The 14,377-nt window shown below is 34.5% G+C and carries 11 protein-coding genes; all 11 read right to left on the reverse strand.

Annotated features, from left to right (window positions below):
* Nucleotides 1–112: 112 nt before the first annotated feature.
* The 11 genes from GWR14_RS09415 to GWR14_RS09465 all read right to left on the reverse strand — a co-directional run bounded on the left by GWR14_RS09415 (nucleotide 113) and on the right by GWR14_RS09465 (nucleotide 14,369).
* A complete protein-coding gene (locus tag GWR14_RS09415; protein WP_163408782.1) occupies nucleotides 113–538 on the reverse strand; it encodes a CBS domain-containing protein in 426 nt (141 codons plus the stop codon).
* Between the two features lie 258 nt (nucleotides 539–796).
* Complete coding sequence (gene queG, locus GWR14_RS09420; protein ID WP_163408783.1) at nucleotides 797–1,723, reverse strand: tRNA epoxyqueuosine(34) reductase QueG; 927 nt, start codon at nucleotides 1,721–1,723, stop codon at nucleotides 797–799.
* Nucleotides 1,720–3,066 (reverse strand): cytochrome P450, encoded by a 1,347-nt coding sequence (locus GWR14_RS09425; RefSeq protein WP_163408784.1) that lies wholly within the window; start codon nucleotides 3,064–3,066, stop codon nucleotides 1,720–1,722. Before GWR14_RS09425 ends, queG begins: the two co-directional genes overlap by 4 nt.
* 10 nt (nucleotides 3,067–3,076) lie before the next feature.
* Nucleotides 3,077–4,099 (reverse strand): Holliday junction branch migration DNA helicase RuvB, encoded by a 1,023-nt coding sequence (gene ruvB / locus GWR14_RS09430; protein ID WP_163408785.1) that lies wholly within the window; start codon nucleotides 4,097–4,099, stop codon nucleotides 3,077–3,079.
* 105 nt (nucleotides 4,100–4,204) lie between these two features.
* Complete coding sequence (locus GWR14_RS09435) at nucleotides 4,205–6,007, reverse strand: cytochrome c oxidase subunit I (RefSeq protein ID WP_163408786.1); 1,803 nt, start codon at nucleotides 6,005–6,007, stop codon at nucleotides 4,205–4,207.
* Between the two features lie 30 nt (nucleotides 6,008–6,037).
* Nucleotides 6,038–7,228 (reverse strand): cytochrome c oxidase subunit II, encoded by a 1,191-nt coding sequence (locus tag GWR14_RS09440; protein ID WP_163408787.1) that lies wholly within the window; start codon nucleotides 7,226–7,228, stop codon nucleotides 6,038–6,040.
* Nucleotides 7,229–7,247: 19 nt separating this feature from the next.
* The gene (locus GWR14_RS09445) at nucleotides 7,248–8,774 is read right to left on the reverse strand and encodes a quinol:cytochrome C oxidoreductase (protein WP_163408920.1); all 1,527 of its coding nucleotides are present in this window, start codon (nucleotides 8,772–8,774) and stop codon (nucleotides 7,248–7,250) included.
* A gap of 27 nt (nucleotides 8,775–8,801) precedes the next feature.
* The gene (locus GWR14_RS09450) at nucleotides 8,802–9,347 is read right to left on the reverse strand and encodes a c-type cytochrome (RefSeq protein WP_163408788.1); all 546 of its coding nucleotides are present in this window, start codon (nucleotides 9,345–9,347) and stop codon (nucleotides 8,802–8,804) included.
* 8 nt (nucleotides 9,348–9,355) lie between these two features.
* On the reverse strand, nucleotides 9,356–9,880 hold the full coding sequence (locus tag GWR14_RS09455; RefSeq protein WP_109191793.1) for a DUF3341 domain-containing protein: 525 nt from the start codon (nucleotides 9,878–9,880) through the stop codon (nucleotides 9,356–9,358).
* Entirely contained in the window at nucleotides 9,873–11,276 is a 1,404-nt protein-coding gene (gene nrfD / locus GWR14_RS09460) for an NrfD/PsrC family molybdoenzyme membrane anchor subunit (protein WP_109191792.1), read from the reverse strand. The genes GWR14_RS09455 and nrfD overlap by 8 nt, the downstream gene beginning before the upstream one ends.
* A gap of 33 nt (nucleotides 11,277–11,309) precedes the next feature.
* Nucleotides 11,310–14,369 carry a TAT-variant-translocated molybdopterin oxidoreductase gene (locus GWR14_RS09465; RefSeq protein ID WP_163408789.1) on the reverse strand — a complete coding sequence of 1,020 codons (3,060 nt, stop codon included), beginning with the start codon at nucleotides 14,367–14,369 and terminating at the stop codon, nucleotides 11,310–11,312.
* Nucleotides 14,370–14,377: the final 8 nt, after the last annotated feature.

A 14,377-nucleotide genomic window follows, 5' to 3' on the forward strand; every position in this document is an offset into this window, starting at 1 on the left:
GAATAAAACTGTTTGTTTTTGAACATACTTTTACAGAAAATGTTTAAATTTTGGATAAAAAAATAGCCCGATATACTTTCGGACTATTTCTAAAATTTTATTATTTAAATTGTCATTGTGAAATATATGAATTCAAATGATTTATAGTATCCTTTTGTAATTCAATAATAGCTTTTACGACATCACTAATCGAAATTATCCCTACAACAATTCCGTCTTCTAAAACGGGCAGGTGTCTTATTCTTTTTGTACTCATGAGTTCCATGCAATCTTCTAAATTATCCGAAAGTTTTACTGTAAAAACAGTACTTTCCATGATTTCATTAACTAAAGTTTCTTTTGATGACTTATCCTTTAAAACAATTTTTCGTGCGTAATCCCTTTCAGACAATATTCCTTTCAATTCAGAACCATCAATAATCAGAATAGCCCCTATGTTTTTTTCGCCCATCACTTTCAATGCTTCATAAACAGTTGTCGATGAATGCACAGAATAAACATTCTTTCCTTTTGCGTTTAGTATTTGATTTACAGTCATATCTGAAAATTTTTAGGATTATAAAGTTAAAAAAAATTGAACACAAAAGATAAGACTCAATATTTTTTAACACCTAATAAATTCATTTTTAAATCTTTACAAAATATTTAACTATTTCGAAATATTCTCTGAAACAAAAGAATAATTCAAAAGCTTTTTTTTGTGAAAAACACAACGTTTTAATATTGGCTTTAAACAGAAAGATCTTCCCATATTAAAGAAAGACCTTACCTTAAAAGTTCTATTATCTCTAAAGGACTATTCCAAAAACTTAATATTTCTTCTCAAACCATCAAACTTTGTTCTCTTGACAGGAGAATTTTTAAAAACCAACCGAAAGGTTTCTTCTGTTATTTCAATCCAGTCTTTTTTGGAAAAAGAAAGCAACTCAGGATTTGCATTAAATAAGGGCTCTGAATGTGGTTTCGAAAAACGATTCCAGGGACAAACATCCTGACAGGTATCGCAGCCAAACATCCATTCGTCAAATTTTCCTTTCATTTCGTATGGAATATTTTCCTTAAGTTCGATTGTATAATAAGAGATACATTTACTGCCGTCTACGACATAGGGAGCTACTATCGCCTGAGTTGGGCAAGCATCGATACAGGCTGTACACGAGCCACAATGATCAGTTACTGCATGATCATATTCTAAATCTAAATCCAGAATGAGTTCAGCAATAAAATAAAACGAACCTACTTTTTGAGTTAATAAATTACTGCTTTTACCAATCCATCCCAAACCACTTTTTGCAGCCCATGCTCTATCCAAAACAGGAGCAGAATCGACAAAAGCACGTCCGGAAACATCCCCTATGTTTTCCTGAATTGAATGAAGAAATTCTTTTAGTTTTTCTTTAATAACAAAATGATAATCCTGACCGTATGCATATTTTGAAATTTTAAAACTTTCATTATTTTGAACTTCAGTTGGATAATAATTTAATAAAAGTGAAACTACACTTTTGGCATCATCAACCAGTAATGTTGGATCTAGACGTTTGTCAAAATGGTTTTCCATATAAGCCATTTGCCCATTATGATTATTTTTTAACCATTTTTCCAAACGAGGAGCTTCTTCTTCAAGAAATCCTGCCTTAGATATACCGCAGGAAAGAAAACCAAGTCGTTTTGCTTCAGATTTAATAAATTTTGAATATGTCTCTTTAAAATTAATGGTCATCTTTTAGAGAATATAACTTCAGCTCCAACAGGCTTTAAAGTAATTAACGGATTAAACTCGATCTCACTTTTGGTTGATTTAATCACGTATCTTTTTACAATATAAGAAAGTGTCAGGCACATTTCATAAATGGCAAATCCGGCTCCAATGCACATTCTTGGTCCTGCTCCAAAAGGATAAAAATATTGCAGCGATTTCTTTTTTTGTTCACCAAGAAAACGTTCGGGAATAAATTCATGCGGATTCTCCCAATATTTAGGATTACGATGCAATTCATAAAAAGAAATTCCAATCAGGGTTCCTTTTTTAATATTAAAATCTACCAAACTATCATCTTCTACATTCTCTCTGTCCGTAATCCATGCAGGCGGATACAATCGCATAGACTCATTTAAAACTGCATTTATATAAGTCATTTTTTGGAGTTGTTCCACTACATTATCAGTTTCCAATTCAATTTTTACTATTTCCTCAAAAATTTTTTCCTGTACATCAGGATTATTCCCTAAAAGATGTAAAGTAAAAGTCAAAGCATTAGCCGTAGTTTCATGCCCAGCAATAAAAAGGATTTTTATTTCATCTATTAATTGCTGAACAGACATTCCTTCACCACTATCCTCATAACGTGTTTCAAGAAGCATATTAAGCAAATCATTAACTTCGTTTTTTGAAACAACTCTTTCTTCTATAATTCCCTGAATAATTTTATCATTTTCCTTAGCTAATTCGAGATGCCTTTTAACCTGACCGCTAATTGAAAACCACCAAGCTTTATGGGGAAGCCTAATTTCTTTTATTAAGAAATTCTGAACTTCTTCTATAATGAATTTTATACGATTTAATTTTTTATCAGAAGTAGAAAGCTGAAACAATGATTTGGCCACAACATTGAAAGCCAGCTCACTCATTACTGGAAAAAGATTAATTGATTTTTCTTCAACTAAATCATTAAGCTCAGAAATAATTATCTTTTCCATGTTTTCAACCAGTTGATTCATTTTTTGTCTATGAAAAGCCGGTTGTATGAGTCTTCTTTGTTTTAACCAAAATTCACCATCAACTGTTAAAAGTCCTTTTCCTAAATATTTCGAAAGATATACAGACTGAAACTTTGATTTATGATAATTCTTTTGATTTTTCTGCAAAATATACTCTGCAACATCATTATCTCTGGATAAAATGATATATTTTGATTTTCCAATTCTAATAGAAAATGAATCTCCTAAAACATCAAAGTATCTATTATGAAACGGAATAGGATTTTTACGTATCCCTTCAGCATCCAAAAAGAACCTTATAATTGAAAGCTTGTTTGGATAATTATATTTTTTATTCTCAGACATTGAATATAAATTAAAACAATCCTCCTTGAATATTAGTGTTTATTTTCCCCAAATGCTTATAAGCTTTATCAGTAACTTCACGCCCGCGAGGAGTACGCATAATAAAACCTTCCTGAATTAAAAATGGCTCATAAACCTCTTCAATTGTTTCACTGCTTTCAGAAACTGCAGTTGCCAAAGTTGAAAGACCAACAGGCCCGCCTTTAAATTTGTTTATAATGGTCAACAATATCTTGTTATCCATTTCATCGAGTCCATGTGCGTCAACGTTTAATGCTTTTAGGGCATACCTTGAAATTTCTAAATCTATTCTACCGTTTCCTTTAATCTGAGCAAAATCTCGTACACGACGCAATAGAGCATTTGCAATACGGGGCGTACCACGGCTTCTTCCTGCAATTTCAATTGCTGCTTCAAGATCAATAGGCATTTTTAATATAGAGGCACTTCTTTCAACAATAGTTGTTAAAAGTTCGGTCGTATAATATTGTAAACGGGAAGATATTCCAAAACGGGCACGCATAGGAGCGGTTAACAATCCTGAACGTGTAGTCGCACCAATTAAGGTGAAAGGATTCAAATTTATTTGAACTGTTCTTGCATTTGGACCAGATTCAATCATAATATCAATTTTGAAATCTTCCATAGCCGAGTACAAATATTCCTCAACAACCGGGCTTAATCGATGGATTTCATCAATGAACAAAACATCTCTTTCATCAAGATTAGTTAACAAACCGGCTAAATCGCCTGGTTTATCTAACACAGGCCCGGAAGTGATTTTGATTCCAACTTCAAGTTCATTCGCTAAAATATTAGCCAAAGTGGTTTTTCCAAGCCCCGGAGGTCCATGAAAAAGTGCGTGATCCAGCGCTTCACCACGTTGGTTCGCCGCAGCAACAAAAACTTTTAAGTTTTCTAAAACCTGGTCTTGTCCCGCAAAATCATCAAATGACAGTGGACGTAATCTTTTTTCAAGATCTAACTCTTCTGGGTTGTATCCTTTTGTTGTAGGATCTAGGTTTTCATTCATTTTACAAAGATATACAAAGTAATCAGTTTGTAAAACAGTAGTTCATAGATAAAACTTTTACAAAACAAAAAGACCATCATTTCTGATGGTCTCTTAAAAATATTTTTAGTGGTGTAAAACTTCTTCACCTTCTTTCATCGGCACATTTTGAGGAACAAAATCTACATCATGATTTGGGTTACTATAGTCATACGGCCAACGATATACATGAGGAATTTCACCTGGCCAGTTACCATGAATATGCTCAACTGGAGTAGTCCATTCTAAAGTTGTAGATTTCCATGGATTCTGAACTGCTTTCTTACCGTAGAAAATACTACTAAAGAAGTTATATAAAAATACTAACTGAAAAGCACCTCCTACAAGAGCAAATGTTGTAATTAAAACATTTACATTTTGTAAATCATCAAATAATGGGAAATTAGTATTAGTATAATAACGTCTTGGCAAACCTGCTAATCCAATAAAGTGCATTGGAAAGAAAACTCCATAAGCACAAACTGCAGTTACCCAAAAATGGATATAACCTAAGTTTTTGTTTAACATTCTTCCGTACATTTTAGGGAACCAGTGGTAAATACCAGCAAACATTCCGTAAAGTGCAGAGATACCCATTACTAAGTGAAAGTGTGCAATTACAAAGTAAGTATCGTGAACGTTAATATCTAAAGTACTATCTCCTAAAATGATTCCTGTTAAACCTCCGGTGATGAAAGTAGAAACCATTCCGATAGAGAATAACATTGCAGGGTTGAACTGTAAGTTACCTTTCCATAAAGTTGTAATCCAGTTGAACGCTTTTACAGCAGATGGAATTGCAATCAATAAAGTTGTAAAAGTAAACACAGATCCTAAGAAAGGATTCATACCTGAAAGGAACATATGGTGTCCCCAAACAATTGTGGATAAAAATGCAATTGCAAGAACAGACATAATCATTGCTCTGTATCCGAAAATAGGCTTACGAGAATTCGTTGACATAATTTCAGACACTAACCCCATTGCAGGTAAAATTACGATGTAAACCTCAGGGTGGCCCAAAAACCAGAATAAATGTTCAAACAATACCGGAGAACCTCCTTGGTAATGTAAAACCTCTCCTGCAATATAAATATCAGATAAGAAAAATGAAGTTCCAAAACTTCTGTCGAAAATCAACAACAAAGCTGCTGATAATAAAACTGGAAATGAAATAACACCAATAATTGCTGTTACGAAGAATGTCCAAATAGTAAGAGGAAGTCTTGTCATAGACATTCCTTTAGTTCTTAAATTAATTACAGTTACAATGTAATTTAAAGATCCCATTAATGAAGATGCAATAAAGATAGCCATTGAAACTAACCATAAAGTCATACCTGTTCCAGATCCTGGAATTGCTTGTGGCAAAGCACTTAATGGAGGATAAATTGTCCAACCTGCAGAAGCTGGTCCAGCTTCAACAAATAAAGAACATAACATTACTACAGCAGATAAGAAAAACAACCAGTATGAAATCATGTTCATAAATCCAGATGCCATATCTCTTGCACCAATCTGAAGCGGAATAAGCAAGTTACTAAAAGTTCCACTCAAACCAGCTGTCAATACAAAGAATACCATTATGGTACCGTGAATTGTAACTAAGGCCAGATAAATATCATTAGCCATTACACCATCAGGTGCAAATTTATCTCCTAATAAAACATTGAATATTTTAAAAGATTCTTCAGGCCAAGCTAATTGCATTCTAAAAAGCAAAGACATTGCAATACCAATAATCCCCATAATAATACCTGTTATCAAGTATTGCTTAGCGATCATTTTGTGATCAATACTAAAAATATATTTAGTAATGAACGTGTCTTTATGATGATGTTCGTGCTCGTGATCGTGTCCGTGATCGTGACCGTGCGCTTCTGCTGACATATATGTATACTTTAAATTTTCTTAATAATATTATTTAACCGCAACTTTTGCTACAGCTGCTTTAACAGTATCAATAACCGCTTTTACAGTATCTTTTACTTTAGCAGTTGTATCTGTCGTTGAGGCAGCTCCTTCAGCTGGTTTTTCAGCAGCCGCAGCAGCTTTAATATCCTGTGCCAAAGTAGTTTTTTCGCTTAACCACTTTTTATAGTCTTCAGGAGAATCAACAACAACTTTCATTTGCATATTGTAGTGAGAAGCTCCACAAATTTTATTACATAATAATAAGTAATCAAATGTATAAGGATCTAAAGCTGTACCTCCTTTTGCAATAAGTTCTACACTTTTTGCAGCTCTTAATTTGTTGATATTTGCAACTTTCTCAACCATAAAAGGCAATTCTCTGTATTCAGCAGTTGTATAAGTTGGAACAAAAGCAAATTCAGTAACCATTCCAGGAACGCAGTTCATTTGAGCTCTGAAATGAGGAAAATAAGCAGAGTGTAAAACGTCCTGAGAACGCATTTTGAAATGTACTTTTTTCCCTTTAGGAATATGTAATTCTGTTACTACAATATCATCCTGAGCATTAGGATCTGACATATCAACTCCTAAAGTGTTAACACCTTCGATTAAACGAACATTAGCCTTTCCTAAAACATTATCGTTTCCTGCATACCTTGCAGTCCATTTAAACTGTTGAGCATATAATTCAATTTCAACTACATCCTCATCTTTATCAACAAACATGATGTTGTTCCATGCGTACAATCCATAAAGAATTAAGATTGCTAAAACAACCGATGGAATAATACTCCAAATTGCTTCAAGTTTATTACTATCAGCGAAAAACAATGCTTTTTTATCTTTATTCCCTTTATATTTAAAAGAAAACCAATATAGTAAGCCCTGAGTAATTACCTGAACAGTAAAAATTAACACCCAGGTAATGTTCATTAAATTATCCACTAAAAGACCATGCTCCGAAGCTGGTGTATGAAGTGCCAAATTACCCCATTTTAGTAAACCATAAATGGTGAAGATATAAATGAAAGCCAAAAAACCAAACATAATATATCCCTGAACGTTGTTATCATTATCAGATGCAACCTGAGAATCGTCCGAAGATGCTCCTACTTGCGTAAGATCAAATATCTTGGTCAATTGCCATAATGCAACTGCTAATAAAACTAAAACTATAATTACCAACAAACTTGTCATCTGTTTATTTCTTTAAATATTAATAATGAAAATGTTTACTTTCTTCTATGAAAGGATTTCTTTTTGCTAACAAAGGTGACTTACTCAAAGCAGTAAACACTACAAAAATAAATAAACCTAAGAAGAAAAGAATAGATGCAATTTCAGGAACTCCAATAAACCATCTGTCACCAACCGTACCCGGCATAATCATATTAAAGAAGTCAACATAGTGCCCTAATAAGATAACAATTCCAGCCATTACGATTACCCAGTTAAGACGTTTGAAGTCTGTATTGATTAATATCAATAATGGAAAAACAAAGTTCATAACTACTGCACCAAAGAAAGGCAGATTGTATAATTGGATTCTTGTTACGAAATAAGTTACCTCTTCAGGAATATTTGCGTACCAAATCAACATAAACTGAGAGAACCACAAATAAGTCCAGAATACACTAATACCAAACATGAATTTAGCTAAATCATGGATGTGACTTGTATTCACATATTCTAAATATCCTTTAGATTTTAAGTAAATCGTTACTAATGCAATTGCTGTGATACCACTTACAAAGAATGAAGCGAATACATACCACGCAAATAAAGTACTGAACCAGTGCGGATCGAAAGACATAATCCAATCCCAAGCCATGATAGACTCAGATACGATAAAGAATACTAAGAATCCAGCAGACGCTTTGAAATTCTTTTTATAATAAAGATCATCATTTACTTCATCTTGTGCTAAACAATTTTTTCTTGAGAAATGACGGTAAACATTCCATCCTATCAAAAATACTGCTGCTCTAACAATCCAGAAAGGGAAATTTAAATAACCTGATTTTCCTGCGATGATAGCATCATAATTTGGACTTTTAGGATCAGTTACTCCTTCACCCAACCAAACAAATATATGATTAAAGTGCAAACCACATAAAACTAAAATTATAAAGAATATAACAGAACCCGCTGGTAAATATGCCGTAATACCCTGCATAACTCTAAACAATACCGGTGACCATCCTGCCTGAGCTACTTGTTGAATAGCATAAAACGCTAACACTCCCATTGAAAGCAACAAAAAGAAAACACAAGCAACATACAAAGCAGACCAAGGTTTGTTTTGCAATTGATGTAAAACATGTTCTGCATGAGCTTTAGGATCATGTTCATGAGAAACTTCTTCATGTTTTTCTGCTTTTACTTCATGATTAGCAACAGCTGCTTCATGTGCTACTTCAGTTTTTACTTCTTCATGAACTGTATCTTCATTTGCAACAACTGAATCTTTATTAACTGCAACAACTGCATGTGCTTCTTCAACTTCTTCATGATGAACAACCCCTTCGGCTTTTTCTTCGTGAATAGCTTCAGTTTTTTCTTCATGATGGGCTGCAGCAGCTTCATGATGATCTCCACCATGCTCTGATGCTTCTTTTTTAAGAAGAGTTTCAACCTCTTCAATATTTTTAGGAGCGTTTAAAAAACCATATCCAATCCCTAATATACCAACGGCCATTAGAATGATAGAAAAAGTTTTTAATTTACTTGAAAATGTGTACATATCTATTACGATCAGTTTGTTCAACAATTATAATTGGCTTCTTAGTTTTAGAACATAGTCAGCAACTAACCAACGTTCGTGGGCACTTAATTGATTTGCATGTGAACCCATTGCATTTAAACCATAAGTTTCTACGTGAAAGATACTTCCTTCAGTAATTTCTCTGTCTTTATAGCTAGGTACTCCAAGAAATTTTTCTCTTTCAACCAATTTACCTTTACCATTTCCTGTTGCACCATGACAACTAATACAATAAATTTCAAAAAGCTCTTTTCCTTTTCCTGAATTTCTGTCTTCTTCAGTCAAAGGAGATTTCAAATTAGCTTTTGCTAATTCATAACCTGCAGTTGAATTTTCATACTCATAAGGTTCAAAACCTCTATTAATAGTTCCTTCAACAGGAAGCTGACCTTCTTTTCCTCCTTTAAATACTTTTGCTTCTGCATAAGGCTCATAACCTACAGATTCATACATATTTGGAAAATACTGATAGTTTGGTGCCGAATTATTGTGGCAAGATGAAACTAAAATAGTTATACCAACTAAAAGTGTTATTTTATATATCCTTTTCATAGCTACAATTAATTCTTTTCTATTACTTTAACTTCAACAGCTCCTGTACCTTCGAAGAAAGAAACCAATTCAGCTTCATTATCGTTTACAGCAACTTCCATTAAAAAATGGTCATCAGTTGTTCTTACATCCGGATTTTCAGCTTCTTTAAATGGCCATAATCTACTTCTCATATAAAAAGTAATTACCATTAAGTGAGCAGCAAAAAATACTGTCATCTCAAACATAATTGGCACAAAAGATGGCATATTCTGAATGAAACTGAAACTTGGCTTACCTCCAATATCTTGAGGCCAGTCATGAATCATGATGTAGCTCATCATAGTTGTTGCAACAGAAATACCAACACATCCATATAAAAAAGCACATATTGCTAATCTTGTTGGTGCTAATCCCATGGCTTTATCCAATCCGTGAACCGGGAACGGAGTAAAAACCTCTTCAATATGATGATGAGCAGCTCTAGTTTTCTTTACTGCACTCATCAAAACGTCATCGTCATTATAAATGGCGTATATAACTTTATTACTCATGATGTGAATCTTTACTGTTTGCTCTTTCTCTAATATAATTATCTCCTGTTCCTTTCAAAATTGTTTTAACCTCTGCCTGAGCAATTACAGGGAATGTTCTAGAGTATAACAAAAACAATACAAAGAAGAAACCAATTGTTCCAATGAAAATTCCGATATCAACAAATGTTGGTGAGAACATTGTCCAAGAAGATGGAAGGTAATCTCTATGTAAAGAAGTAACAATAATTACGAATCTTTCGAACCACATTCCGATGTTTACTACAATCGAAATGATGAATGAGAACATGATACTAGTTCTTAATTTTTTAAACCACATGAACTGAGGAGAGAACACGTTACAAGTCATCATCGACCAATATGCCCACCAGTAAGGTCCAGTAGCTCTGTTTAAGAATGCATATTGCTCATACTCTACTCCTGAATACCAAGCCACAAATAACTCAGTGATATAGGCAACACCAACAATAGAACCAGTGATCATGATGATGATGTTCATTAATTCGATATGTTGTAATGTAATGTAAGCTTCAAGGTTAGATACTTTTCTCATAACGATCAACAATGTATTTACCATTGCGAATCCAGAGAAAACGGCTCCAGCAACGAAGTATGGAGGGAAAATTGTTGTATGCCATCCTGGAATTACAGAAGTAGCAAAGTCCATAGATACAATTGTGTGTACAGAAAGCACAAGTGGAGTAGCTAAACCAGCAAGAACTAAAGATACTTCTTCAAAACGCTGCCAGTCTTTTGCTCTACCGCTCCATCCAAAACTTAAGATAGAATAAACTCTTTTATTAAATGGAGTTATAGCTCTATCACGAAGCATTGCAAAGTCAGGTAATAAACCAGTCCACCAGAAAACTAATGATACTGAAAGATAAGTTGAAATCGCAAATACGTCCCAAAGTAATGGTGAGTTAAAGTTTACCCAAAGAGAACCAAACTGGTTCGGGATAGGTAATACCCAGTATGCCAACCATGGACGTCCCATGTGAATAATTGGAAATAGACCTGCTTGAACTACTGAGAAGATAGTCATTGCTTCCGCAGAACGGTTAATAGCCATTCTCCAACGCTGACGGAAAAGTAATAATACCGCAGAAATTAATGTTCCGGCGTGACCAATACCTACCCACCAAACGAAGTTAGTGATATCCCAAGCCCAACCTACTGTTTTATTTAATCCCCATGTTCCGATACCGGTAGATACGGTGTAAATTATACAACCTAACCCCCAAAGGAAGGCTACTAATGCGATTGTAAATACAATCCACCATTGTTTATTTGCAGGTCCTTCAACAGGCGCTGCCACATCTACAGTTACATCGTGATATGATTTATCACCTATAACTAAAGGTTTTCTAATGGGTGCTTCGTAATGAGACGACATAATCCTTTATATTGTTTCTTAATTAATAATTTACTAAGTATTTCTAACTTTTACATGATAGAAAACGTTTGGTTTAGTACCAACATGCTCTAATAAGTGATAAGCTCTTTCGCTTTCTGCTAATTTAGCAACTTCGCTTTCTTTATCATTAACATCCCCAAAAACCATAGCTCCAGAAGAACAAGCAGCAGAACAAGCACAAGCATTGTTGAACTCATCTTTTGCTACTACTCTACCTTCACGTTTTGCTTGAAGAATTACAGCTTGAGTACTTTGGATACAGAAAGAACATTTTTCCATAACTCCACGAGAACGTACGTTTACGTCAGGGTTTAATACCATACGACCTAAATCGTCATTCATATGATAATCGAATTCACTGTTTTTGTTGTACAAGAACCAGTTAAAACGACGTACTTTATAAGGACAATTGTTTGCACAATAACGAGTACCAACACATCTGTTATAAGCCATGTGATTTTGACCTTGACGACCATGAGATGTAGCAGCAACTGGACAAACTGTTTCACAAGGTGCGTGGTTACAGTGTTGACACATTACTGGTTGGAAAGCTACTTGTGGATTATCTCCTGGTTTTTCCATTTCATTAAATGTAGATAATGAACTTGATAAACCTGCAATTCCTTCTTTTCTTTCGTTATCTCCTTCAAAAGTACTTTCAGAAGAATAATATCTATCGATACGCAACCAGTGCATATCACGACTTCTTCTTACCTCTGCTTTACCAACAACAGGAACGTTGTTTTCAGCGTGACAAGCGATAACGCAAGCTCCACATCCTGTACAAGCATTTAAGTCAATTGAAAGGTTGAAGTGGTGACCAGTTGTACGATCAAATGATTCCCATAAATCTACAGTTGTAGCTTCAACTTCTTGGTGATCTAAAGATACCATTGGTTTTTCATTCCAATGTTCAGCATCTTTAGTATTGAATATTTCTAAAGAAGTTTCTTTGATAATATCACCTCTACCCATTAACGTTTTCTGACCTTGAACACAAGCAAATTCGTGCTCTCCTCCAGCTTTCGCAATAGAAACAGATTGAACTCCTTTGAAACCTTTATATAAAGCGTAAGCATTTAAACCTACCTGCATTTCTTCTTTCAAAGACTCTTTACGACCGTAACCAACTGCTAAACCAACAGTTCCTACAGCTTGACCCGGCTGAACAATAACTGGAACATTTTCCAATTTAGTACCATCAGCGATAGTCAATGTAGCATAACTACCGTTTAAACCTCCGTTGGCAACAATTTCGTTAGACAAACCAAGTTTCTTAGCATCAGCATTTGAAACTGTAACATAGTTATCCCAAGAAACTCTTGTAATCGGGTCTGGAAACTCTTGTAACCAAGGGTTGTTTGCATGTTGTCCGTCACCTAACCCCGTTTTAGTGTATAATACTAATTCGAAGTCATCAGCAGACTTAGATTTTGCAACTGCACTAGCAGCAGACGCAGCATCTATAGCACCTCCAGCTAAAGCCGTAGCTCCAACAACAGCAACACCATCATGTAATACTTTATTCCAAGAAGAACCGGCAGTATAAGCAGCAGAATTAGCTTTTAAGTAATCATAAAAAGTACCTGCTGTACCATTTAATGATAATAAAACATCTTGAAATTGTTTTGTATTAAATATAGGGCGAATAGTCGGCTGAGTTAAACTATATGTTCCACTTGTAATTTCAACATCTCCCCAAGACTCTAAATAATGAGGAGCAGGAGCAGCAATTTTAACAATAGAAGCTGTTTCATCTTCTTTTAAAGAAAAAGCAATAGATTTTTCAATTTTTTTCAATCCAGATACAAAAGAAGCAGAATCTGCTAAAGTGTAAACCGGATTAACTCCACTCATAATTAAAGTATGAACATTTCCAGCATTCAAATCTTTAATTAACTGTGAAATAGCCGCATTAGAACCTTTTCTAATTTGTCTAGCTCCAGCAGTACTAAAAGCTTCACTAGCCAATAGTTGATTGATAGCTAAAACTAATAATTGAGCATTTTTATCTTCAATTCCAGATACTAAAACTCCTTTTGAGCCAGCAGCTTTAAGTTGCTGAGCAGCTTTTACTACTTCAGCTTTAACTTTTTCATCTAAAACTACAGAAACAGAAGCACCTGCAATAATATTATAAATCTGAACCAAAGCTTGCTTTTGAGCAGCCGTAGTCAAAGGAACACGCTTATCAGCAGCAGCTCCAGATAATGTCATATTTGATTCAAACTGAAAGTGACGAGACATTTTTCCATTTTGAGGAATACGTCCTTTTGCATATCCAGAATCATATCCGCCACCTTGCCAGTCTCCTAAGAAATCAGCACCGACAGATACAATCAATGAAGCTTTTGAAAAATCATAATCAACTAAAGCTCTTTGGCCATAAACTGATTCAAAAGCATCCAAAGCTTCCGATGAAGAAACTGCATCATACACCACATGCTTAGCATTAGGATTTTTAGCAATAAATTCAGCAATTAATTTTTCTGTAGTTGGACTAGCCAAAGTATTAGTTAACAATACTACTTGTTTTCCTTTAGCTTTCGCATCAGCTAAACCTGATTTAATTTCTAAATCAACTGCTGACCAAGTAGAATTTTTACCATCTACTTTCGGCTCTTTTAAACGACCGCTGTCATACAATCCTAAGATAGACGCATGAATTCTAGCGTTCGCAGCAAATTTAGCTCCTGCAATTGTATTGTTTTCAATTTTAATTGGACGACCCTCACGAGTCTTAACCAAAAGGTTTGCAAAATCAAAACCATCAAAAACGGTAGTTGCATAATAATCTGCAACACCAGGAATGATTTGCTCTGGTTGTAATACATAAGGGATAGACTTGTGAACCGGACCTTCGCAAGCAGCCAAAGTAACAGCTGCAGTACTAAACCCTACGTACTTTAAAAAGTCACGACGTGAAGTCCCAGATGTAGATAAAGCCTCAGCGTTACCCAAAAACTCATCAGTAGGAATTTCTTCAACAAATTCGTTATTTCTAAGCGCCTCAACAATAGAGCTGTTTTCTAGCTCCTCAACACTTTTCCAGTATTTTTTGTTTGATGACATTGTATATA

Source organism: Flavobacterium ajazii (genome assembly GCF_010614725.1).
GTDB classification, from domain to species: domain Bacteria; phylum Bacteroidota; class Bacteroidia; order Flavobacteriales; family Flavobacteriaceae; genus Flavobacterium; species Flavobacterium ajazii.